This window comes from Gryllotalpicola koreensis (assembly GCF_039538185.1).
In the GTDB taxonomy this organism is placed as follows: Bacteria; Actinomycetota; Actinomycetes; order Actinomycetales; family Microbacteriaceae; genus Gryllotalpicola; species Gryllotalpicola koreensis.
Map to the genome: position 1 here is coordinate 439,882 of NZ_BAABBW010000003.1, position 23,407 is coordinate 463,288.

Sequence of the window (23,407 nt, forward strand, 5' to 3'; positions counted from 1 at the left end):
CGGCTGGCCCGCTGCGGGCCGCATCGCACGTTGGCCGTGCGCATCGGTTGACAGCGGGCAGCCACGCTACCCTTTGATGGGGAGGTCCGGCTTCCTCCCACAGGGATGGAGGTCGTACCCGATGACGTCAGCCCGCTCGCAGCCCGCGACGGACCGCGAGGCGCGCCTCCGCGCGGCCCTGCGCACGATCGGGCCGCTCGTGGTGATCGTCCTGTTCGTGCTGCTCGCCAATGGCGTGAGCCTGCTGGTGACGAACCCGAATCCGCTGCTGCAACGCTCCGGCCTGCCAACCACGCAGGCGCCGCACACGGCCAGCGTGGGGATGAACTCCATCGACCCGAACGACGGCTTTACCACCCAGGCCCTCGGGGTCGCCGCGGTGCATCAGCTGCTCTCGGGCGAACTACCGCTGTGGAACCACGACGAGGGCGTCGGCCAGCCGCTCGCCGGCGGGCTTCAGTCGGCCGCGCTGTTCCCGTTCACGCTGCTGATGGTGCTGCCCGGTGGTGTAGCGATCTTCCACATCGTCCTGGAGTGCCTCGCCGGCATCGGCATGTACCTGCTCCTGCGGCGCCTCAAGCTCTCGCTCGTGCCGGCGCTGGTCGGCGGCGTGCTGTTCGCCCTCAACGGCGCCTTCGCGCTGCTGGCCAACGCGGTGGTCAACCCGATAGCGTTCCTGCCGTGGGTGCTGCTCGGCGTCGAGCTCGCTCGGGGGACGACGCGGTGGGCGCGACTCCGCGGCTGGTGGCTGATCGCGATCGCCGTCGCGCTCGGGCTGTACGCCGGATTCCCCGAGACGGCGTACCTCTACCTGCTGCTCGCCGCCGGCTGGACGCTCGTGCGCATCCCGGGCACACCGCGCCCTTGGCCGTACCTCGTGGCCACGCTGGCCGGGGTCGTGCTCGGCGCGATCCTCGCCGCGCCGGCGCTGGTCGCGTTCGTAGACTATCTGCCGGACGCCTTCCTCGCCGGCCACTCAGGTAGCTATAGCGCCGTCGCATTGCCTAGGGTAGGCATGTTTGCGTTGCTAGCCCCCTACCTTTTTGGCCCGATTCATGGCTGGAGCGGCGTGGACGCGAGCGGCACCATCGCGCACATCTGGTCGAACGTGGGCGGCTATCTGTCGCTGGGGACCGTCGCCTTGGCGCTGTTCGGGGTGATGGTGCGGCGCGGGCACCGGGCACTGCAGCTCTTCCTTACCGCGTGGGTCGTCGTCGCCATCTGCCGCATCTACGGCGTCCCGGTGATCGGCCGGCTGATCGACCTGATCCCCGGCGTCGCCGCGACCGCGGCCTACCGCTACATCCCCGCGGCGCTGTCGGCGGCGGCCGTCGTCCTGGCCGCGCTCGGCCTGGAGGGGCTGCGCGGGGCGGTGCTGCGGCGCGGCCTGCGGCTCTGGTTCGCGGCGGTGCTCGCCGTCGGCACCGTCGCCTTCGTCAGCGCGGGTGCGCTAGTCGCGCGCCATTTGGCCCCCGGCGCACCCGGGTTGCGCCTGCAGGTCCTCGGCTGGGGCGGCCTGGCCGTGCTCGTCGGGGTCGGCGTCGCCGTCACGGCCGTGTTCGCCCGCGTCCCCGGCGCTTGGCTGGGCGCGGCGGTGCTGGTGGTCGTGGAATCCGTTGCGCTCTTCCTCGCCCCGCAGACGCACGCGCCGGCCCGGCCGGTCACGATCGACACGGGCTCCGTGACGTTCCTGAAGCAGAACCTCGGCCTGGGGCGCTTCTTCTCGCTGGGGCCGATCCAGCCGAACTACGGCTCGTACTTCGGAATCGCCTCCGTCAACGACAACAACCTGCCCGTGCCGAAGACCTGGCAGGCGTATCTGCAGGCCAAGCTGATCCCGACCGAGTCGCCCGTGACCTTCAACGGCGTCTCGCCGAGCGGCGCCTCCGTGACGCCCAAGCAGCAATTCCTGGACAACCTCGCGAACTTCGAGTCGATCGGCGTGAGCTACGTCGTCGAGCCGCGCGGGCTGATCACGGACGCCGAACGGGCGAAGCACGGCCTCACCCTCGCCTACGAGGACGCGAGCACGCAGGTGCTTCGGATGCCTGCGCCACAGTCGTACTTCGTCGCTTCACCCGGCTGCCGGGTGAGCGCGCACGGCAAGGACGCGGCGACGGTCGACTGCGCAAGCGCGGGGTCGCTGCTACGGCTCGAGCAGTACCTTCCCGGCTGGCACGTCACGGTCGACGGGCGGCCGGTGCACGTCGCCGCAGACGGGCTGTTCCAGCGCATCGTCGTCTCGGCCGGACGGCACGACGTCGCCTACCGCTTCTGGCCGGCCTACCTCACGGCGGCGTTCGTTGCCGCGGGAGTCGCCACCGTGCTGATGATCGTCCTCGGTGTCGGCAGCCCGCTCTTCGCGCGTCGCCGCGCGGGTGTCACTGCACGATCACGTGGGACGAGAAGAACCGCAGCGGCGTGAGCAACGGCGCGAAGGGGCTCGTCGGGTCGAACCAGTCGGGGTTCGCACCGACCATGAACGTCGTGAACCAGCCGCCGTCGAGCGACAGCACCGCGAGCAGAAGGAAGATCCCCACGTTCACGGCGGAGCCGGCCACGGGGTAGAGCCGTCGCACGATCACGGAGAGGGCGAGCCCGACCGCCCCGAGGAAGATCGGCACGAAGAACATCACGTAGCGGGCGGAGATGATGTTCGCCTGCCCGTAGCGCAGGTAGTAGCTCAGCTCGGCATGGAACAGAACAGCGAGGTAGAACGCGGCGGCGATCGTCAGGAACTGGAAGCCCGGCCGGCGCAGCACGAAACCCAGGCCGATCGCGAGGATCACAATCGCCACCGGCACGGCGTAGGACAGCATCGAGGAGAAGGCGGCCGGCCCGCCGTAGACGTGCGTCTGCACTCCGTCCGTGTGGATCGTGCTCAGCATGTTCGTGATCCACTGCGGCAGATACTGCCCGATGACTTTGGGGTTTAGGGGCGTGGCGACTGGATGGGAGAGCCCGAGCTCGTAATTGCGCTCCCACGGTCCGTACTTCAAGCAGAACGCGACGGCGTGCAGGTCGCCGCAGTCCGGTTGCGGTGTGCCGTACGTCAAGGCGTTCAGGACATAGCGGGCGGCAACCGCGTAGATACCCGCGACCAGCAGTGCGGCGGCGCCGACGAGCGCGGCGATCGGCGCAGGCCGGCGGGCCGGCAGCAGCGGCAGCCCGCGCTCCAGTGGCTGGCTGCGCCGTACCAGGACGAAGCGCACTGCGAGGATCACGAACGTGGCGATGAAGGCCGGGATGAATTCGAACTTCGTGAGGGAGGCCAGCACCCCGGTTGCGAGGAACATCACGTAGAAGGTCATACTGCGGCGGCGGTCCGTGTAGATCCGCACACCGAGCGACAGGTGCATCGCCGCAAGGAGCAGCAGCAGGTTGTCGTAGTTGATCGTCGCGCCGAGGAACGATGTGATCGGTAGGGCTACGTACACCGCGATGGCGGTGTTGGCCACCGCGCTGGGGACGCCCGTGTCGGTCAGGCAGCGGCGGAACCAGTACAGCGATGCGCCGGCCATCAGGACGGTGATCGTGCGCAGCAGCCGGAACTGCGTCTCGAGGGAGGCGCCGGCGTGCACCGCCAAGCGCTCGGGGAAGCTGAGCAGGTAGTGGTACAGGAACGAGCCCATCCGCGTGAGGTCGCCGAGCGGCGCCGTCGCGGCCGTCTGATGCGTGATGAACGGGCTGAGCTGTTTCGAGTACACGCCGATGATGCCGAAGTGGTAGTACTCGTCGTACAGCAGCTGCGGCTTCGCGGTGAGGGCGATCGCCAGCGCGCTGGCGATGAATGCCGCCACGATAACCCAGAAGAGCCATGTGCTCCCCAGCGCGCGGCTCACGGCGGCGGTGCCGCGAAGGAAGGTATTGGGGCCGGTCTCCTGTTGTGACGTCATTCGCATCCTGTTCATGCCGCGGCGAGGCTCTGTCGGGTCTCGGGGAGAGCGCGACAGAGGGCCTCAAGCTTTCTGAGATAAGTTAGCGTGCGCCCGCCAGCCCGTCCGAACCCGACCACTGAGGAAGCATGAACTATCTCCGAGAAGTCTTCGCCTCGCGCGAGCTCCTCGCCAACCTCACACTTCGTGACATCCGGGGCCAGTACAAGCGGACGATCCTCGGCCAGCTCTGGTCGCTGGTGAACCCGCTCGCAGCGATGCTCGTGTACACGATCGTCTTCCGGTTCCTGCTCCGGGCGGCGCCGCCCCCCGGAGACCCGTCGGGCCTGGACATCTTCCCGGTCTGGCTGCTGTGCGGACTGCTGCCATGGTCGTTCTTCTCGTCCGCGGTGATGGGCGGCATGGGCTCCATCGTCGGCAACGCCGGCCTGGTGCAGAAGGTGTACTTCAACCGCATCGTGCTGCCGGTCTCGACCATCGGCGCCGTCGCCTTCAACTGGCTGTTCGAGATGGCGGTGCTCGTCGTCGTGCTGCTGCTCGTCGGCGGCTGGCACGTGGTGTTCTTTCTGCCCGCGGTCGTCGTGCTGATGTTCTTCCTGGCGATGTTCGCGGCGGGGCTCGCGATGATGCTCTCGATCGCCAACGTGCACTTCCGTGACACGCAGTACTTCCTCGGCATCCTGTTCCAGATCTGGATGTACCTGACCCCGATCGTGTACCCGATCTCGATCGTGCAGTCGCTGTCTGACCGCCACGGCGGCATCCTCGGCACCCACATCACGCTCATGCAGATCTTCGAGACGAATCCGATGTTCCAGTACGTCTCGGCGTTCCGCGCCCTGATGTACGACCAGCGAATCCCCGACTGGCAGGACATCGTCGCGTGCATCCTGTGGGCGGTCGCGGCGTTCGCGATCGGGCTCGCGGTCTTCCGCAAGAACGAGAAGGGGCTGGCCGAAGCACTATGAGCGATATCGCCGTCAGTGTCGATCACGTCAGCAAGCGATTCCGGCTCTACCACGAGCGGAACCAGTCGCTGAAGAGCGCCATCATGCGTGGGCGCAAGTCCGTGTATGAGGAGTTCTGGGCGCTCAACGACGTCAGCTTCGAGGTGCCGCGCGGCTCCACCTTCGGCCTGATCGGGTCGAACGGCTCGGGCAAGTCGACGCTGCTCAAGTGCCTGACCAAGATCTACTTCCCCGAGAAGGGCGAGATCGCCGCGTACGGCAAGCTCGCCGGCCTGCTCGAGGTCGGCAGTGGATTCCACCCGGAGCTCTCCGGCGTGGAGAACATCTTCCTGAACGGCTCGATCCTCGGCATGAGCCGCAAGGAGATCGAGCGCAAGCGCGACGCGATCATCGACTTCGCGGACGTCGGCGACTACATCGACCAGCCGGTGAAGAACTACTCGTCCGGCATGTACGTCCGGCTCGGCTTCGCGATCGCGATCAACGTCGACCCCGACATCCTCGTTGTCGACGAGGTGCTCGCCGTGGGCGACCAGCAGTTCCAGGACAAGTGCCGGCAGAAATTCGCCGAAATGAAGCGGGACGGCAAGACGGTCATCCTCGTGTCCCACTCGATGGACCTCGTCGAGCAGATGTGCGACGAGGCCGCCTGGCTGCAGAAGGGCGACCTCAAGCAGGTCGGCCCGGCCGACCCCACGATCGCCGCCTATCTGGACTACGTCAACGGCCCGCAGGGTTGATCCTCGCTGGTCCGCTCGCTCCTCCTCGATGAAAGGCCCCAAGCAGATGTCGAAGCGCAAGCCCGGAGTCGTCTCCGTCGTCCTGGTGAACTTCCGCGGCACCGACGACACCATCTCCGCCGTGCGGGGCCTGACCGAGCTGGACTGGCCGCAGGATCGCCTCGAGATCGTCGTGGTCGAGAACGGCTCGGGCGACGACAGCATGGCGCGGCTGAAGGCTGCCTTCGGCGGCTCTGTCGTGCTCGTGGAATCCAAGAAGAACCTGGGCTTCGCCGGCGGCAGCAACCTCGGCGTCGCGAAGTCGAGCGGCGAATACGTCGCCTTCCTGAACAACGACGCCCGCCCCGACTCGCGCTGGATCGCGGAGGCCGTCAAGGTGTTCCAGTCGGGCGCCGACGTCGGCGCGGTGGCGAGCAAGGTGCTCGACTGGGAGGGCGAGGAGGTCGACTACGTGGGTTCCGCCATCACCTGGTTCGGCATGGGCTACAAGCCGCACGCCGGCGAGCGGGACGGCGGCAGGTGGGACGACCCGCGCGACGTGCTGTTCGGCACCGGCGCCGCCATGTTCGTGCGCGCCGAGGTGTTCGAGGCGCTGAAGGGCTTCGACGAGCGCTACTTCATGTTCTACGAGGACGTCGACCTCGGCTGGCGGCTGAACCTGCTGGGCTACCGCTTCGCCTACGCTCCGACGTCGCTGGCGTTCCATAAGCACCACGCCTCGATGGAGAAGTTCGGCGACTTCCACGAGCTGTACCTGCTCGAGCGCAACGCCCTGTTCACGCTGTACAAGAACCTCGAGGACGAGCAGCTCAAGCACTGGCTCGCCGCCGCCCTGATGCTCGTGGTGCGCCGCGCCACCGGTCGCGGCAATGTCGAGGACACCGACAAGTTCGATCTGCGCAAATCCGGTGCCGATAAGGCGCCGGAGGAGACCGTGTCGCGCCGGATGCTGGCCGGCTTCTACGCCATCGACCGCCTGGTCGAGGAGCTGCCCGGCCTCGACGGCGCCAGGGCCGAGATCCAGACGAGCCGACAGCGCAGCGACCGCCAGCTGCTCGGCCTGTTCGGCAACATCGACGAGCCGGCGTACCCCATCGACAGCTACCTCGAGGGCTACCGCAGCATCGTCTCGTCGCTGGGCGTGCTCGACCAGCACGTGCGCCGGCGCATCCTGATCATCACCGGAGACCCGGTGGGAGCGCGCATGGCCGGCCCCGCCATCCGCGCCTGGAACATGGCCCGCATCCTGTCCAAGGACAACGACGTGCGCCTGGTCAGCATGAACTCCGCCGTGCACCGCGGCGAGCCGTTCGAGATCGCGGAGGTGTCTTACCACCGCCCCAGCAGCATGAACCCGCACGTCGGCTGGGCCGACGTGATCATCACGCAGGGCCACGCCCTCTCGCTGTTCCCGGCCCTCGAGAAGTCGGGTAAGTACCTCATCGTCGACATCTACGACCCGATGCATCTCGAACAGCTCGAGCAGGGGCGCGAGAAGCCGCTGTCGCAGTGGACCAAGCAGGTCGAGGAGGCGAACGAGTCCCTCAATCACCAGCTCGAGGTCGGCGACTTCTTTCTCTGCGCAAGCGAGCGCCAGCGCAGCTTCTGGCTCGGCCAGCTCGCCTCCCTCGGGCGCGTCAACCCGTTCACCTACGGCCAGGACAATGATCTCGAGGGTCTGCTCAGCGTCGTACCGTTCGGGATTCCCAGCGACGAGCCGACGCACACCCGCGCTGTGCTGCGCGACGTCGTGCCCGGAATCGGCGCCGACGACAAGGTCATCATCTGGGGCGGCGGCATCTACAACTGGTTCGACCCCGAGACGCTGATCCACGCCGTCGCCCGGCTGGCCGAACGGCACTCCGACGTGCGCCTGTTCTTCCTCGGCACGCAGCACCCGAATCCGCACGTGCCCGAGATGCGGGCCGCGATCGCCGCGCGTGAGCTCGCCGAGGAGCTCGGCCTCACGGGCACCCACGTGTTCTTCAACGACACCTGGGTGGCCTACGAGGAACGGCAGAACTACCTGCTCGAGGCGGACCTGGGCGTGTCGACCCACTTCCAGCACATCGAGACGACGTACTCCTTCCGTACCCGGATCCTCGACTACCTCTGGGCCGGACTGCCGATCGTGACGACCGGCGGCGACAGCTTCGGCGATCTCGTGGAGGCGCGCGAGCTCGGGGCATCCGTCGCCGAGCGCGATATTGCGGCGCTCGAGACGGCGCTCGAGACCTACCTCTACGAGCCGGAGGCGGTCGCGACCGCGCGGGCGAACGTCGCCGAAGCGCGGCGTGCCTTCGAGTGGGAGCGTGTGCTCGCCCCCGTCGTCGAGTTCTGTGTGAAGCCGCACCGCGCACCCGACAAGAAGCCGGAGCCGGTGGAGGCGGTCAAGGCGGGCAAGACGGTTGCCGTGCGCGCCCGCGTGCCGCAGTACTCCGGATTACGGCGCGACCTGGGCCGCGCGGTCTACTACCTGCGCAACGGCGGTGCAAGAGTAGTCGTGGGCAAGGTCAGGGCGCGGATCACGCGTCGCAACGCAGGGCAGTGAGCGAGAACATGACGACAGAAGATCTTTTCGGCGAGGGCGCACAGCCGGACATCCCCACCTCGGCTCCTCAGCCGGCTGAACCCGAGTCGCTGGCCACGTGGGTGCCGCGGGGCGAGGAGTCGAGCGAGGACCTGCTCGAGTTGATTCGCACACTGCAGCGCGAGCTCCTCCTCACCCGCGACGACGCGCTCGGCACGCGTGCCGAGTTGGCGGTGCTGCGGCAGCGCTGGGAGGAGGTCGCCGACGGCGACCTGGCGCAGGCCCTGCTGCGAATCGACCAGCTCGAGGATCAGAAGGAGGCCCTGCGCCACGAGATCCTCTCGGCCGCGTACATGCACGAGAAGATCACCAAGCAGATCATCGACGACCTCAACCAGCACTACACGGCGCAGCTCGACGCGCTGCGCGGCTCGCGGACGTGGCGGGTCGGGACGCTCGCCCTGAAGCCGATGCGCGTGCTGCGCCGCGGGGCCAGGCAATGACCGACGCCCCGTTCTTCTCACTGATAGTCCCCGTCTACAACAGCGATCTGAGGTTCCTGCAGGAGGCGATCGACTCCGTCCGGATGCAGTCGTTCCGGTACTGGGAGCTGATCCTGATCGACGACAAATCACCGAACAGCGAAATCGTCCCGTTCCTGCGCACCCAGGCGGAGCTCGACGAGCGCATCGTCGTCGTGGAGCAGGCGGAGAACGGCGGCATCTCCGTGGCTTCCAACGCGGGTCTCGCGGTCGCGCGCGGCGAGTTCATCGGCCTGCTGGACCACGACGACCTCCTTGGTGCGGGGGCGCTGCGCACCGCGGCAGAGGCGCTCACCGCCGACCCGCAGATCGACTACCTGTACACCGACGAGGACAAGGTGGACGAGCTCGGCGAGTTCTCCGAGGCGTTCTTCAAGCCCGACTGGTCGCCCGAGCGGCTGCGCAACCAGATGTACACGAGCCACTTCTCGGTGTACCGGCGCGCGCTGGTCGAGCAGGTCGGCGGGTTCCGTTCGGAGTTCGACGGCTCCCAGGACCACGACCTCGCCCTGCGGGTGACCGAGCTGGCGCGGCACGTCCACCACGTGCCGGAGGTGCTCTACCACTGGCGCATCCTGCCCGAATCGACCGCCTCGAGCGGCGACGCGAAGCCGTATGCGTGGGACGCCGGCGTGCGCGCGGTCGACGAGCACGTCAAGCGCACCGGTACCGGGGACGGGGCCGTGCGTGGCCCCTGGCAGGGCACGGTCGAGGTGACGCGCACGCTGGGGAAGGGGCACCGCATCAGCGTCGTCATCCCGACGCGCGGGGGCACCGGCACGGTCAACGGCGTCGAGCGCTGCTTCGTGGTGGATGCCGTGCGCGGGCTGCTGGAGCAGACGGTCGCCGGCCGGCTCGAGATCGTCATCGTCTACGACACGGCGACGCCGGAAGGCGTGCTGGCGGAGCTGCGCCGCATCGGCGGGGATTCCCTCGTGCTAGTGGAGTTCGCGGACGAGTTCAACTTCTCCGCCAAGTGCAACCTCGGCGCGGTGCACAGCACCGGCGACATCCTCGTGATGCTGAACGACGACGTCGAGCCGATATCGCGCTCTGCTCTCGAGGATCTCTGCGCGCCGCTCGAGCAGCAGGACGTCGGACTGACCGGCGGCTATCTCGTCTTCGAAGACGGGCACATCCAGCACGCCGGGCACCAGTACGCGCACCGCGGCTACGGGCATCCGTATCAGGATTACTCGCTCGACGACCCGGGCCCGTTCTGCGCGCTCGACGTGGATCGCGAGGTCTCCGGCGTGACCGCCGCGTGCGCCGCGCTGCGCCGCACGGTGTTCTTCGAGATCGGCGGCTTCAGCGAGGAGTTGCCGATCAACTTCAACGACGTCGACTTCAGCCTCAAGGTGCGGCAGGCCGGATACCGGATCCTCTGGATCAGCCGCGCCCGGCTGTACCACTTCGAGTCCCGCACCCGCGAGGCGCGGGTCGAGCAGTTCGAGGTCGACCGCATCCGCGCCCGGTGGGGGGTGCCGGGCAACGACCCGTTCGTCCACCTGCGCACGCGCACAATGATGCGACGCGAGCGGGCGGGGCTCTGACTCGCCGCGGTCATGCCGCCTCCCTTGCGAACCGCTGACCATGGGTTAGCCTCAGATTCGATTGCCGTGGGTGTGAGGGGTTAGTTCGTGTTTCGTAGGGGCTGGACGCTGTGCGCGGCCGTACTGTCGGCGTGCCTCGTAGCGGCGTTGCTCATCGCTCTACCCGGTCAGCGCGCCGAGGCGCTCAGTGGGTCGGACTTCAACGCGGGCGAGATCATCTCCGACGACGTGTTCTTCAACTCGAACGCGATGTCGGTTGCGCAGATCCAGTCGTTCCTGCAGTCGCAGGAATCCGGCTGCACGGCGGCCAACGGCCAGCCGTGCCTGATGAACTTCCACCAGAACACCACCAGCCAGGCCGCCAGCGCCGGCCGCTGCAACGCCTACGCGGGCGCCAACAACGAGAGCGCCGCGCAGATCATCTACAAGGTCGCGCAGGCGTGCGGGATCAACCCGCAGGTCATCCTCGTCACGCTCGAGAAGGAGGAGGCGCTCGTCAGCTCGAAGGCCCCGACGAGCGCGCGGTACTCGATCGCGATGGGCTATGCGTGCCCCGACACCTCCGCGTGCGACACGAAGTACTACGGATTCTTCAACCAGGTGTACCACGCGGCCTGGCAGTTCAAAGAGTACGCGTACGAGCCGTCGTACTGGTACTCGGTCACCGGTAAGCACATCGGCAATTCGGCGGTTCGCTACAGCCCGACCGCGTCCTGCGGCAGCACGACGGTCAACATCCTCAATCAGGCGACCGTCGGGCTGTACATCTATACGCCGTACACGCCCAATGCGGCCGCGCTGAACAACCTGAACGGTGTCGGCGACAGCTGCTCCTCCTACGGCAACCGCAACTTCTGGGTGTTCTTCAACAACTGGTTCGGCTCGCCGACCGACGCGGGCAACGTGCCCTACGGTCACTACGACACGGCGACCGCCGGCTACGACCAGCTCACCGTCACCGGCTGGGCGATCGACCCGAACACGACCAGTCCGATCAACGTTCAGGTGATCGTCGACGGCAAGGTCGTCGCGACGAAGGCCGCCTCCCTGACGCGCAACGACGTGGCGGCCGCCTACCCGAACACGGGCAACCAGCACGGTTTCTCGGTCACAGTGAGTGCCGCCGCAGGCGCGAGATCGGTCTGCATCACGGCCGTGAACGTCGGCATCGGTTCGCACGGCACCTCGCTCGGATGCCGCACCGTCAACGTGATCTCCGCCTCGCCGGTCGGCCACGTCGACTCGGCGTCCGCCCTGCCCGACGGCATCGCGGTGAGCGGATGGGCGCTCGACCAGCAGACCACCGACCCGATCCACGTGAACATCTACGTCGACGGCAAGATCGTGCCGACGAACTTCCTCGCGAACGGCAGCCGACCCGATCTCGCCGGACCGTACCCGAACTCGGGCACGAACCACGGCTACTCGGTCTCGTTCGCGGCCACCGGCGGAACGCACAACGTGTGTGTCTACGGCATCAACGTCGGCACCGGATCGAACAGCCTGATCGGCTGCCGCAGTGTGAGCGTGCTTCCCGGTGGTGCGCCTTTCGGCCACCTTGACGCACTGGACGCCGTCGCCGGCGGAGCGACCGTGCGGGGCTGGGCGCTGGACCCCGACACGGCGAACCCCGTGGCAGTGCACGTGTACTCCAACGGCCAGCTGGTAACCGTTCTGACCGCCAACGGCGGCCGCTCGGACATCGCGGCCCTCTACCCGGCCTATGGCGGGGCCCACGGGTTCTCCGGAAGCGTGCAGCTGGCCGCGGGCAACGACAACGTCTGCCTGTACCTGATCAATCAGCCGTCTGGCTCGAACCCGTTGCTCGGCTGCAAGACCCTCAGCGTGAAGTCGGGCTCGCCCATCGGCAGCGTCGACCTGGCGGGCGGCGTCTCGGGCGGAGTCCGCGTCGCGGGCTGGGCACTCGACCCCGACACGTCGGCGTCGATCCCGGTGCACGTATACGTCGGGACGACGCTGGCCGGTGCGCTCACCGCGGGAAACACCCGTTCTGACATCGGCAAGGCGTACCCGGACTACGGTTCGGAACACGGCTACGATGGCGTGGTGCCGGCGAAGCCCGGCAGTTACAACGTGTGCGTCTACGGCATCAACACGGGTGCAGGCAGCAACTCGCTGATCGGCTGCAAAGCCGTCACCGTTCCCTGATCTGCCCCGAATTGGGCCCCGAAAACCGGGAAACACCCTCGGTTCCCGGCGTGGGCTCAAGCTAGGAATCCGCTAAATTCATAGGCGGTCGCGGTGCTGTCTGCAGATGCGAACCTCATTGATCGTGTGCGAGGGGTACGCGTGCTGAAGATTGCCGACGCGGCGCCGCGCGCGCCGTGGGGTGCCCGGTTGGGCGCCTGGCTCGCGCCGCAGGCCTCCGGGCTGCCGAACCTGCTCGTGCTGGTGGCCTTCCCCGCACTCGCCTTCGTCATCCTCGGCGTGCTCGTCGCGCTCGGGATCTCGGGCTCGTCAACCGGCGCGCACTGGGCGGAGTTCGGCTCGGGCGCCGACCCGTCGCTCCTCGCCGGTGTGCCGCGGCCGATCCGCAGCGACGAGTGGTTCGTGCAGTCGAGCTGGATCGTCTCGCAGATCCGCGAGGGCTTCCCCAGCTTCAACCAGACCCTGCCCGGCGGCATGGATGCGACGGTCCAGAACGACCTGCCCTCGTGGGACTGGTCGACGATCTTCCGCCCGCACGTCGCCGGATTCCTCTTCCTGCCGCTGGACCAGGGGATGGCGCTGCGCTGGTGGCTTCCGGCGTTCGGCGTGCTGGTCGGCGTGTACTGGTTCGTGGTGTCGATCCTGCCCAGGCGGCCGATCCTCGCCGCCATGCTGGCGGTCGCCACGCTGTTCTCCCCGATCCTGCAGTGGTGGTTCCTGCCCACCACGCTATGGCCGGTCGCCTGGGCGTTCCTCGTCATGACGGCCGTGGTGTTCGCCCTGCGTGCCGGTCACTGGTGGGTCCGTGCGGTCGTCGCGGCGTTGGCCGGCTACGTGACCGTCACGATGGCGATGAGCATCTATGTGCCGTTCATCGTGCCGGCGGCGGTCGCCGCCGGGCTGTTCGCGATCGGGGCGGTGCTGCAATCCCGCTTCACGCGAGGCCTCGCCTGGCACGACGTGCTGGTCCGGCTGGTGCCGCTGGCCTCGGCCGCCGTCGGCGCGGTCGCGGTGCTGGGGGCCTGGGTCGCCACCCGCCTGCCGACCATCCGCGCGGTGCTGGGCACCGTCTATCCCGGGCAGCGGCTGGAGGCCACCGGCGGCGGCGGCCTGCAGGCGGCGATCGCGCTGTTCAGCGGCCCGTTCCAGAGCGCGCTGGGCCTCGGCGCGTGGGACGGGATCGGCCCGAACCCGTCGGAGGCATCGGCCCCGCTCGTGCTCAGCCTGCTGCTGACGCTGCCCCTCGTACTGCTGCTCGTGCTGCTCTGGCGGCGGGCGCACCGCATCGACTGGCCGGCGGCCGCCACCCTCGTCGGCGGTCTCGTCGTGCTCGCCTTCCTCTTCGTGCCGCACTGGGACGCGCTCGCGTACCTGCTGCTGCTCGACCGCACCACCGACGGCCGGATCCGGCTTGCGTTCGCCGTGCTCGCCGTGATGGCGGTCACCGACATGGTGCGGATGACCGAGGGATCCGATGGGCTCATCGTGTCGCGGCGCCTGCGCCTGCGCCTGCACGGGGCGGTCGCTGCCGCCTGCGGCGTGGTCGCCATGGTCCCGAGCGGCGTGGTCTGGCTGTACCTGCGGCACACCGGGTCGGCGGTGGTGCATGTGACGCATCTGTGGGCGGCCGTCGTGCTGCTGACGGGTGTCGCCGTCGCCCTCTACTGCCTCGGACGGTCCGGCTGGGCCACGGCCGCGTTCCTGATGGCCTCGCTCGCGGTCGGCGGGATGGTGAACCCGGTCTACCGCGGCGTGTACGACGTCGCTGACGACACCCGGGCCGGACACGCGGTTGAGGCGATCGGGAAGGCCGACCCCGACGCGGTCTGGGTCGGTGTCGGCGGCAACGTCACGACCAGCGTCTTACTGGAGAGCGGAGTGAAGGCGATGAACGGGGTGCAGACCTACCCGCCGCGTACGCTGTGGGCCGAGATCGACCCGGCAAAGCGCTACGAGGATGCCTGGAATCGGCTCGCGAACATCAGCTGGACGCCGGGTACCGGTGAACCGGTCGTGAGCAACCCGGTGCGGGATCAGATCGCGGTGACCTTCGACTCCTGCAGCAGCTTCGCGAAGAGCAACGTCGACTATGTGCTCTCAACCGGCGCAATCCAACAGAGCTGCCTCACTCAGGAGGCCAAGATCACGCAGGGGGCGACCACGCTGTGGATCTACAGGGAAGGCTGACGTCGCCGTTGGGCCGGCTGCTCACGGCGCACTGGATGTTCGCGATCATCGCCGCCGTCGGCTGCGCCCTGTTCATCGTCATCACCCCCGCGGGCTACGGGCTCGACGAGCAGTCGCACGTCTATCGCGCCGAGCAGATCTCGGAGGGCATCTGGTGGGCGCAGCTGGTCGACCTCGCCGAGGGCTGGGGCGGCGACGTGCCCAAGACCCTGTACGACTACGAGCAGTCCGGCTGGCTGCAGTCGAACTCGGTGGACCGCAGCAAGGAGTTCTACGAGCGCAGCGACGCGTTCGACGCCACGGCGCGGCGGCACTTCGGCGCCCGGCCGTACGACGTCGACGGCGCGCGGGTCACGACCGACTTCGTCAACTCGGCGGTGTACTCGCCCGTGCCATACCTCCCGGCCGCCGCCGGCTTCGTGATCGCCCGGGTCGTGCACGCCGACGTCGCCGGCGCGCTCACGATCGCCCGAGTGCTCAACGCGCTCGTATACCTCGTCATCGTGTTCGCCGCGCTCCTGCTCGTTCGTGACCTCGTGAGTCGGTGGCTGATCCTCGTCATCGCGTTGCTTCCCGAGGTGGTCTTTCAATCCTCCGTCATCACCGCCGACACGTTCAGCGACGCCGGCGGACTGCTTTTCACCGCGGTCGTGCTGAGGCTGATGTCGCATCCGATTCGCGGCCTGCGCACGAGCACCGCGGTGCTGGGCCTCGCGGCGCTCGCGCTCGCGGTGATGAAACCGTCCTACGCACCGCTCCTGCTGCTCATCCTGGCGATCCCGGCGCGCAACCTTGGCGGCACTCTGAGCGGATGGATCACGAAGGCGGCCGCCATCGTCGTCCCACTCGTGGTAACTGCTGGGGTGTACCTCATCACCGCCGGGCCGTCGGCGGACCTGGTCTACCAGCGTGCCGACCTGGCCGCGCAGATCGTCCCGGCCGAGCAGCTGCGGCACGTGCTGACCGACCCCATCGGATTCGCCGGCGTGATCATCCGCACGATCACGATCTTCGGCGACTCGTGGCGCGTCGGCATCGTGGGCCTGTTCGGCTACGACACCATCGAGGTGCCTGAGCCACTCAAGATCATCGCCATGGCGCTGCTCCTGATCTCGGGTCTGCGCGCAGCCAAGCTCCGGCCGAGGACCGCCCTGCTCTGGCTCGTCGCGGCGCTCGGGGTGTTCCTCGCCGTCATCGGTGCGCTGTATCTCACGTTCATGCCGGTCGGCGCGATCTACGCCTCGGGCGTCCAGGGCCGGTACTTCCTGCCGATGCTCGCGGTCGCGATCCTCGGGCTCTCCTCGCTGCTGCCCGTGTACGTGGCGGTACCCCGACGGTGGGAACCGCTTGTCTTTGCCGTCCCGGCCGCCTTCGTCCTGGTCTGCAGTGTGGCGGTCTACGCCATCGCCCTGTACTGACTAATCTTGACGGCGGGATGGACGCGGCCCTGAGATGACAATCGCACAGCCCGTTGAGGAGCACCACACGCACATGTACGACGACCTGAAGATCGCCGCCATTGTCCCTTGTCATAACGAGGAAGCCGCCGTCGGAACGGTCGTCGCCGAGCTGCGGGCGGCCGTCCCATCGATGGACATCTATGTCTACGACAACAATTCGACGGATGCCACGGTCGAGCGTGCCCTTGAGGCGGGCGCGATCGTTCGCCACGAGTGGGTAAAGGGCAAGGGCAACGTGGTGCGCCGCGCGTTCGCCGATATCGAGGCCGATGTGTACGTGCTCATCGACGGCGACGACACCTACGACGCGGCCGCCCTGCCGCAGATGATCGATGAACTGCTCGCCGGACCGCTCGACCACGTGCTCGGGGTGCGCGCGCAGGTCACTGAATCGGCTTATCGGCCTGGCCACGAGGCAGGCAACCGCGCGTTCAACAATCTGGTCAGCGCTATCTTCGGCACCCGGGTCAACGACATGCTCAGCGGCTACCGGGTGTTCTCGCGGCGCTTCGTGAAGTCGTTTCCTGCTGTCTCGCGCGAGTTCGAGATCGAGACCGAGCTGACCGTGCATTCCTCGAGTCTGCGAGTACCACAGACCGAGGTGACGGTTGGCTTCAAGGATCGGCCGGCCGGCAGCGAGAGCAAGCTGAACACCTATAGCGACGGCATCAAGATCCTCAGCTTGATTGTGCAGTTGGTGCGCCACGAGCGGCCGGTGCTGTTCCACAGCATCCTCGGCGGCGTCGTCTTCCTGATCGCGCTGATCGTGGGCATCCCCGTGATCGTAGAGTTTTTCCAGACCGGGGAGGTCGCGCGGTTTCCGTCCGCGATCCTCGCCTCCTCGCTCGCAATCATCGCCGCTCTGACCCTGCTGCTCGGCTTCATCCTCGACGGCATCACGCGCTCGCGTCGCGAGAACGCGCGCCTGAGCTACCTGCGCTACCCGGCGCCGTCCCGGCCGACTGGCCGGCTGGACTGACGTGGTGGCGCCGACCGATCCCGGCGTCTCCGTCGCGCTGTGCACGCGCAACGGCGCCCGCTTCGTCGGCGCCCAGCTGCATAGCATCCTGGCCCAGTCGCCCGCGCCCGCCCAGCTCGTCGTCTCGGACGACGACTCCTCCGACGACACGCTCGCCCTCGCGCGGCAGGCGATCGGCGCGGCGAATGCCCGGCCCGAGGTGCACTGGATCGAGAACCGTCCGCCGCTCGGAGTCACCAAGAACTTCGAGGGGGCGGTGCGCGCCGCTACGGGCGGACTCATCGCCCTGAGCGATCAGGACGACATCTGGCATGCGGGCAAGCTCGAGCGGGCGGTCGCCATCTTCGACCGCGACCCTGAGGCGCTGCTGCTGTTCACCGACGCCCGGCTCGTGGACGCCGAGGGCGCGCCGCTGGGCTTCGGCCTGTTCGAGTCGCTCGGCCTCACCGAGGCTGAGCTCGGCGTACTCGAGTCGCGCCATGCACTCGACGCGCTGCTACGGCGCAATGTCGCTACCGGAGCGACCGTAGTGTTCCGCCGCGACCTGCTCGAGAAGGCGCTGCCGTTCCCGAGCGAGTGGGTGCACGACGAGTGGCTGGCTATCGTGGCGGCGCTGCACGGGGGGGTGCGGGTGCTGCGCGAGCAGACCGTCGATTACCGGCAGCATGGCGGCAACGAGATCGGGGTGGTGCAACCGACACTTGCATACCGGATACGGCGGATGATGCAATCGCGGGGCACCCGCAACGCCGAGCTTGCGGCGAAGTTCGGCGTTCTCGCTGACTGGGCCGACGGCGTCGGCTACGACGAGACGACCGTTTCGACGTTGCGTGCTAAGGCGCGGTTCGAGGCGGCCAGGGCCGCGTTTCCCAGCATCCGGCTTGCCCGCATGCCTCATGTGCTCGCGCTGGCCACTCGCCGTCTCTACCCGCGCTTCGCGAGCCAAGGCTGGCTCGACGTCGTGCGCGACCTCGTGCAGCGGGCGTGACGGTCAGGCGAGGGCCGCTCAACGAGGCACCGCACTCCGCCAGCTCATGTTTTGCGACGCGTTGACGGTGCAGATCACGAGCAGCACCCACCCGTAGTCGACGAGGGCGACGGATTCCGTGGCCGAGGTCGCCAGCAGCGCCAGCGGCGTCCAGGTGTGGATGACAGACCGCTTGTTCGACAGGCAACGTTCGAGGCGCGGCGTGCGGGCAATGATGCAGGGGCGCGCGTTGAGGGCTCAGCGATGCTCGCGGAACAGTGATCAAAGGCGACGGCGACGCATGGCGCGCAGAGGCCTCGTGATCCGCCAGCTGAGAGTGGCACGTGTGCGGAGGAGCTCGTCGCTCAGCTGCTTGACGGTCGTCTCTGCCGCAGCACGTGCTTCTTCGAGTTCGTCGGAGCGCGTCGTGAGCGCGGCCACCTGCGCCGCAAGCTGATCGCGCTGGCTGGTCAGATCCTGGAGCGCGACCTCCCTCTCGTGGATCCCGGCGTGGAGGCCGTCGAACGACAGATCGTGGTCCGCGAGTTGGTTCAGCCGACCGCCGAGGTGCTCGTAGGTCGCTCGGATCTCGTCGGCGTGATTCTCTGCCGCGGCGAAGAAGCGCTCTGCAGCGTCGGGGAGCTCCGAGCCCACTCCGAGCACGCCGAGCCCGTGCCCGTGCCGGAAGGCAAACGACGGGTGTTCTCCGGCGAGCTCTTCCCAGAACTTCCAGACTCCGAAGTCATCGTGCCGTTCGGCGATGTCATGGAACATTACCACTCCATGAGACGACATCTTGGGCAGATACGTCTCGAAGTCCTCCTTGACATCTTCGTACCGATGCCGCCCGTCGATGTGCAGCAAGTCGATCGACCCGTCCTCGAAATTGTCGACCTGACTGTCGAAGTACCCGCGCAGCAGGTTCGAGAAGTCCTCGTAGTCCGCGTTGATCTCGCGGACCGCGTCGTACACCCTGTGGTCATAGAACCCGGCGTGCTCGTCGCCCTCCCATGAGTCGATGGCCCAGGCTTTTGTGGGCAGACCCATTCGCCGAATCGCATCGCACATCGTGAAATAGGAGAACCCGTAGTGCGTGCCGAGCTCGACCAGGGTCCGCGGGCCGAACGCCGTCACGGCCCACATGGCGAAGGGCCCGTGCTCATTCCATGCGGAGGCGGGCACGAACCGAGTCGGCAGCCAGAACGACGCGCTCGAGAGCCACTGTTCGTGGCCAGGGATGACGCTCGCCGCGCGGATCCGGGTGTCGTCTTCTCTGGGCATTGCTCGCGACTCCATCCGCACACTTTAGACCGTCGCCGCGGGGCGGAACGGGGACCCCACCATCAGCGCCTCGGGTGCGGCGCCGCCGGGCCCGGCACCGCATTCCGCCAGCTCATGTTCTGCGATGCGTTGACGGTGCAGATCACGAGCAGCACCCACCCGTAGTCGACGAGGGCGACGGATTCCGTGGCCGAGGTCGCCAGCAGCGCGAGCAGCACCAGCGGCGTCCAGGTGTGGATGACGGACCGCTTGTTCGATGCCACCAGCCACGACCGGCCCAGCGCGAGCACCACGAGCACCCCGAACACCAGAACGCCCGCCCAGCCGAGCTGCAGCAGGACATCCAGATAGGCGTTCAACCCGTTCGACGCCGGGGTGCCCGCGAACGCTGTGATGAGGTTGAAGGGGTACTCGTCGCCGCGCCAGATACCGGTCCAGCCCCAGCCGACCAGCGGGTTCGCCTTGCTGAAGTCCCAGATCTGGATCCAGAGCGCGTGCCGCACGTTCAGCATGCTGCGCGCGTCGAGCAGCGCGATGATCGGGTCGCGCAGCACCCAGGCGGCAGCAGCGGCGATGACGGATGCCACGGCCAGCGTCACCTGCACCGTGAACCGCCGCCGCTCGTCCCTGATGCTGCGCAGCAGCACGAGGAACAGCGCGGCGATGCCGACGATGGCGATGACGGCGACGGCCACCGGCGATCGCGACAGCGCGAGGCTGATCGCCGCGAGGGGAATGGACAGGGCCGCCCGGCCCCGTGTCACCGAGCGAGTGCGCCATTCGACGAAGAAGGTCACGAGCGCGATCACCGAGATCAGCGCGAGGGCGTTGCGGCTGCCGAAGATGCCCTGGATCGGCCCGAAGTGTGCGATCGTGCCGCTCACCCCGAGATAGTGCACGGGCTCCGACGCGACCAGGCCGCTGAACACCTCGAGTGCCAGCGACCCGGCGAGCAGGAAGCGCAGCACGTCGCCCACGACCCGCACCACCTGGATCGTGTCGCGCACCATCGCCAGGTAGATCGCGAGGTACGCCCAGGCCAGCTGATACAGCGACGAGGCGATCGTCGTGCCGGGGTTCTCGCTCCAGAACACACTGATGGTGCACCAGGCCACGAACACGAGCAGCGAGATGGGCAGCAGGCCGTGCGGCTCGTGCCGCCCGCGGCGCGCGATGAACGAGATCGTCGCGAGCACGACGAGCGCCGCGAGCGCGCCGACGAGTCCCGGCCAGCCCATGACCCGCACGGTCGCGAACGTCGTGAACGCCGCGCCCACGATCACGAGCGACAGCGCGTTCGCGAACCGCCCGGAGCTGAAGAAGTTCCGCAGCGGCTCCTCGAAGGCACGCCAGCCGCCGCCTGCGCTCACGGGCGACTCGCCTTGGTCGTCACGGACCACACCACGAGCAGCGCCCACCCGCTCTCGATGAGCAAGCGGCTCTCTGCCAGCGACTGCACCAGCTGGGCCGAGAAGACGAGCAGGGGCAGCAGGGTGAGGGCCGTGAACGGATGCCTGCTCGAGGCATCCGTCATCGGCCTGTCGACCGCCATGAACCAGGCGCGCCCCAGCGTCGTGATCGCGAGGCACGCGAAGACCACGACGCCGACGATGCCGAGCTGCAGCCAGACGTCGAGCCACGCGTTGTGCGCCTGCAGGTACTCGACGCCGCCGCGCACCGCGAGGCCGTCGAAGGGCTTCGCCCACGGCACCCAGTAGCCGAGCCAGCCCCAGCCGAAGACGGTGTGCTGCTGCGCGAGGGGGATCACCGCGTTCCAGATGTCCGTGCGGCCCGTCAGCGTCGTCGATTTCCCGAGCAGGCCCGTGAACGCCTCCCACGCGGTGATCGCCCCGCCGACGACCACGACGAGCAGCAAGAACGCGCTGAGGTAGAGCGGGCCGCGGCCCCGCTGCCCGCGCACCCGCGCCCACACGGCGAAGCCGAGCACGACGGCGGTGGCTGCGGCCGCGACGAGCACGGTCGCCGAGCGGGTGAGCGCGAGCTCGACGGCGGCGAGCACGATCCAGAACCAGCCCCAGAACGGCCGCGATGCGCCCTCGGCGCGCTGCAGCCCGAAGACGATCAACCCGATCAGAGCGCACATCGCGAGCAGGTCGGCATTGCCGACGATGCCCTGGATCGGGCCGCCGTGCAGCAGCTCGTTGCGGCTCCAGTAGAAGGCGGCGGGCAGCTTGCCGGTGTAGTCGACGCCCGCCACGCGCACGAGGGGGAGGATCGGATGCCGGATGAACAGCGCCACGACCAGCTCGAAGAGCAGCGAGAGCCCGAGCACCCAGCGCAGCGCGCCCCCGATGACGGAGGCCAGCTGGCGCTGCGTCAGGATCAGGGCGGGCGCGAGCCCGGCGACACCCGCGGCGAGCAGCGCGAGGGCGCCGAGCGTCACGTCGAGGTGGCCGCCCGGGCCGGTCGTGCCCTGGTAGCGCGCCCAGGCGATCGAGGCGATCGCGAGCGCGACGAAGAGCAGCAGCATCTTCGGCCACTTGCGCAGCGGCAGCTCGGGGCGGGCGATGAAGACCCAGACCACGTTGGCGAGCGCGAGCACACCCGCGAGGGCGAGGTAGGCCGGCCAGCCGATCAGGTTCCGCCACGCGTCCCCGGCGAACAGGGTGAAGAACGACAGGGTCGCGAGGATGCCCGCGGCGGGGTGCAGCGTCGCGACCGGGCTCCTCATGTCTGAAAGGTTATCGGCGCGAGCCCTCAGGAACGCCCCATGCGAACGCGGGCGCGCGGCGAACGATTCGGCACAATTCGGACGATTCGTCACTCGCGATCGCGGATTCGGTGTGACGAATCGAACGAAATGTTCCTATACGAACGCGGCCTCGCCCGTGATCGCGCGGCCGACGATGAGGGTGTTCATCTCGCGCGTGCCCTCGTAGGAGTAGATCGCCTCGGCGTCTGCGAAGAAGCGCGCCGCGTCGTGGTCGAGCACGATGCCGTTGCCGCCGAGCACCTCGCGGCACCAGGCGACCGTCTCGCGCATCTTCGAGGTCGCGAAGGCCTTCGCGAGGGCGGAGTGCTCGTCGCGCTGGGTGCCGTTCTCCAGCATCCGGGATGCCTGCACGACGAGCGCCAGCGAGGCGGTGATGTTGCCGAGCGACTTCACCAGCAGGTCCTGGATCAGCTGGTGGGCGGCGAGCGGCTTGCCGAACTGCACGCGGGTCTTCGCGTAGTCCAGCGCGGCTTCGTAGGCGCCGATCGCGATGCCGACCGCCTCCCACGCGACCTCGGCGCGGGTGTGCCGCAGCACGCGCGCCGTGTCGCGGAACGAGTTCGCGTTCGCGAGCTTGTTCGCGTCTGGCACGACGACGTCGGTGAGGGTGATGTCGGCGTTCTGCACGATGCGCAGGGAGACCTTGTTCTCGATCTTGGTGGCGACGAAGCCGGGGGAGTCGTTGGGCACGAGGAATCCCTTGACCTGGCCGTCGGCCTCGTCCTTCGCCCAGATCACCGTCACGTCGCCGAAGGTCGCATTGCCGATCCAGCGCTTCGAGCCGTTGAGCACCCAGTGGTCGCCCTCGTGGCGGGCGGTCGTGCGCAGACCCTGCGCGGAGTCCGAGCCGGAGAGCGGCTCGGTCAGCCCGAACGAGCCGATCACCTCGCCCGAGGCGAGCTTCGGCAGCCACAGGGCGCGCTGCTCCGCGCTGCCGCACAGTGACACGCTGCCGGCGACGAGGCCGTTCTGCACGCCGACGTAGGTGGCGACCGAGGCGTCGACGCGGGCGAGCTCGAGCGCCGCGAAGCCGCGGAAGACGGCCGAGTTCTCGAAGGGCTTCGTCTCGTCCCAGGCGAATGCCGCGACGCCCTGCTCGTGCAGCCCGGGGATGATCTCGTGCGGGAAGGTCGCCTTCTCCCAGTGCTCGGTCACGAGCGGCTTCACCTCGGCCTCGAGGTGCGCACGCAGCTTCGCGATGGCGTCCTTCTCGACGTCGGTCAGCTCTGCGGCGAATCCGTAGAAGTCCGCGGCGAGCGGCTCGAAGACGGCGGAGGGGGCGGTGTCGATGGTCATTCCGAGTGCTTCCGTTGCTGCTGACTGGTCGCCGTCAGGCTACGGTCGGCCGTGCGGCCCTCGATAGCCTGGTGTGGTTTTGCTGACGTGACGACGCGAGGAGCG

At 68.2% G+C, this 23,407-nt stretch carries 16 protein-coding genes; 11 read left to right on the forward strand and 5 right to left on the reverse strand.

Translation table 11 applies throughout. The features are described 5' to 3' along the window. The first annotated feature begins 121 nt into the window (after positions 1–121). Positions 122–2,425, forward strand: a complete 2,304-nt coding sequence (locus tag ABD708_RS10610; RefSeq protein ID WP_344754159.1) for a hypothetical protein — start codon at positions 122–124, stop codon at positions 2,423–2,425. On the opposite strand, the gene ABD708_RS10615 is transcribed toward ABD708_RS10610, so the two are convergent. Continuing rightward, positions 2,382–3,896 (reverse strand): hypothetical protein, encoded by a 1,515-nt coding sequence (locus ABD708_RS10615; protein ID WP_344754161.1) that lies wholly within the window; start codon positions 3,894–3,896, stop codon positions 2,382–2,384. The two genes, ABD708_RS10610 and ABD708_RS10615, sit on opposite strands and share 44 nt — an antisense overlap. 128 nt (positions 3,897–4,024) lie before the next feature. On the opposite strand from ABD708_RS10615, the gene ABD708_RS10620 reads away from it, so the two are divergent. The 10 genes from ABD708_RS10620 to ABD708_RS10665 all read left to right on the forward strand — a co-directional run bounded on the left by ABD708_RS10620 (position 4,025) and on the right by ABD708_RS10665 (position 18,012). Further along, on the forward strand, positions 4,025–4,864 hold the full coding sequence (locus ABD708_RS10620; protein ID WP_344754163.1) for an ABC transporter permease: 840 nt from the start codon (positions 4,025–4,027) through the stop codon (positions 4,862–4,864). Further along, positions 4,861–5,604, forward strand: coding sequence for an ABC transporter ATP-binding protein (locus ABD708_RS10625; protein ID WP_344754165.1), 744 nt, complete (start codon positions 4,861–4,863; stop codon positions 5,602–5,604). The genes ABD708_RS10620 and ABD708_RS10625 overlap by 4 nt, the downstream gene beginning before the upstream one ends. A 46-nt stretch (positions 5,605–5,650) precedes the next feature. Then, a complete protein-coding gene (locus tag ABD708_RS10630) occupies positions 5,651–8,155 on the forward strand; it encodes a glycosyltransferase (RefSeq protein WP_344754167.1) in 2,505 nt (834 codons plus the stop codon). A gap of 8 nt (positions 8,156–8,163) precedes the next feature. Further along, positions 8,164–8,637, forward strand: a complete 474-nt coding sequence (locus tag ABD708_RS10635; protein WP_344754169.1) for a hypothetical protein — start codon at positions 8,164–8,166, stop codon at positions 8,635–8,637. Next, complete coding sequence (locus ABD708_RS10640) at positions 8,634–10,229, forward strand: glycosyltransferase family 2 protein (RefSeq protein ID WP_344754171.1); 1,596 nt, start codon at positions 8,634–8,636, stop codon at positions 10,227–10,229. The genes ABD708_RS10635 and ABD708_RS10640 overlap by 4 nt, the downstream gene beginning before the upstream one ends. Before the next feature lie 147 nt (positions 10,230–10,376). After that, positions 10,377–12,398, forward strand: a complete 2,022-nt coding sequence (locus ABD708_RS10645) for a hypothetical protein (protein ID WP_344754173.1) — start codon at positions 10,377–10,379, stop codon at positions 12,396–12,398. Positions 12,399–12,539: 141 nt separating this feature from the next. After that, positions 12,540–14,585, forward strand: a complete 2,046-nt coding sequence (locus ABD708_RS10650; RefSeq protein ID WP_344754175.1) for a DUF7657 domain-containing protein — start codon at positions 12,540–12,542, stop codon at positions 14,583–14,585. Between the two features lie 8 nt (positions 14,586–14,593). After that, entirely contained in the window at positions 14,594–16,003 is a 1,410-nt protein-coding gene (locus tag ABD708_RS10655) for a DUF2142 domain-containing protein (protein WP_344754177.1), read from the forward strand. A gap of 73 nt (positions 16,004–16,076) precedes the next feature. Continuing rightward, complete coding sequence (locus ABD708_RS10660) at positions 16,077–17,024, forward strand: glycosyltransferase (RefSeq protein ID WP_344754179.1); 948 nt, start codon at positions 16,077–16,079, stop codon at positions 17,022–17,024. Positions 17,025–17,028: 4 nt separating this feature from the next. Beyond that, entirely contained in the window at positions 17,029–18,012 is a 984-nt protein-coding gene (locus tag ABD708_RS10665; RefSeq protein WP_344754181.1) for a glycosyltransferase, read from the forward strand. A 261-nt stretch (positions 18,013–18,273) separates the two neighbouring features. Here the strand turns inward: ABD708_RS10665 and ABD708_RS10670 are convergent, their stop codons facing one another. From ABD708_RS10670 to ABD708_RS10685, 4 genes are all read right to left on the reverse strand, one after another. Then, entirely contained in the window at positions 18,274–19,272 is a 999-nt protein-coding gene (locus ABD708_RS10670) for a class I SAM-dependent methyltransferase (protein ID WP_344754183.1), read from the reverse strand. Between the two features lie 62 nt (positions 19,273–19,334). Further along, entirely contained in the window at positions 19,335–20,642 is a 1,308-nt protein-coding gene (locus ABD708_RS10675) for an O-antigen ligase family protein (RefSeq protein WP_344754185.1), read from the reverse strand. Then, positions 20,639–21,964, reverse strand: a complete 1,326-nt coding sequence (locus ABD708_RS10680; RefSeq protein ID WP_344754187.1) for an O-antigen ligase family protein — start codon at positions 21,962–21,964, stop codon at positions 20,639–20,641. Before ABD708_RS10680 ends, ABD708_RS10675 begins: the two co-directional genes overlap by 4 nt. A gap of 135 nt (positions 21,965–22,099) precedes the next feature. Then, positions 22,100–23,302: an acyl-CoA dehydrogenase family protein gene (locus ABD708_RS10685; protein WP_344754189.1), complete on the reverse strand. Its 1,203-nt coding sequence runs from the start codon at positions 23,300–23,302 to the stop codon at positions 22,100–22,102. Between the last annotated feature and the right edge of the window lie 105 nt (positions 23,303–23,407).

Bases quoted from the DNA above. Each gene is read 5' to 3' on its own strand.
- ABD708_RS10610 (WP_344754159.1), top strand. From the start codon at position 122: ATGACGTCAGCCCGCTCGCAGCCCGCGACGGACCGCGAGGCGCGCCTC.
- ABD708_RS10615 (WP_344754161.1), bottom strand. From the start codon at position 3,896: ATGACGTCACAACAGGAGACCGGCCCCAATACCTTCCTTCGCGGCACC.
- ABD708_RS10620 (WP_344754163.1), top strand. From the start codon at position 4,025: ATGAACTATCTCCGAGAAGTCTTCGCCTCGCGCGAGCTCCTCGCCAAC.
- ABD708_RS10625 (WP_344754165.1), top strand. From the start codon at position 4,861: ATGAGCGATATCGCCGTCAGTGTCGATCACGTCAGCAAGCGATTCCGG.
- ABD708_RS10630 (WP_344754167.1), top strand. From the start codon at position 5,651: ATGTCGAAGCGCAAGCCCGGAGTCGTCTCCGTCGTCCTGGTGAACTTC.
- ABD708_RS10635 (WP_344754169.1), top strand. From the start codon at position 8,164: ATGACGACAGAAGATCTTTTCGGCGAGGGCGCACAGCCGGACATCCCC.
- ABD708_RS10640 (WP_344754171.1), top strand. From the start codon at position 8,634: ATGACCGACGCCCCGTTCTTCTCACTGATAGTCCCCGTCTACAACAGC.
- ABD708_RS10660 (WP_344754179.1), top strand. From the start codon at position 16,077: ATGTACGACGACCTGAAGATCGCCGCCATTGTCCCTTGTCATAACGAG.
- ABD708_RS10670 (WP_344754183.1), bottom strand. From the start codon at position 19,272: ATGCCCAGAGAAGACGACACCCGGATCCGCGCGGCGAGCGTCATCCCT.
- ABD708_RS10680 (WP_344754187.1), bottom strand. From the start codon at position 21,964: ATGAGGAGCCCGGTCGCGACGCTGCACCCCGCCGCGGGCATCCTCGCG.
- ABD708_RS10685 (WP_344754189.1), bottom strand. From the start codon at position 23,302: ATGACCATCGACACCGCCCCCTCCGCCGTCTTCGAGCCGCTCGCCGCG.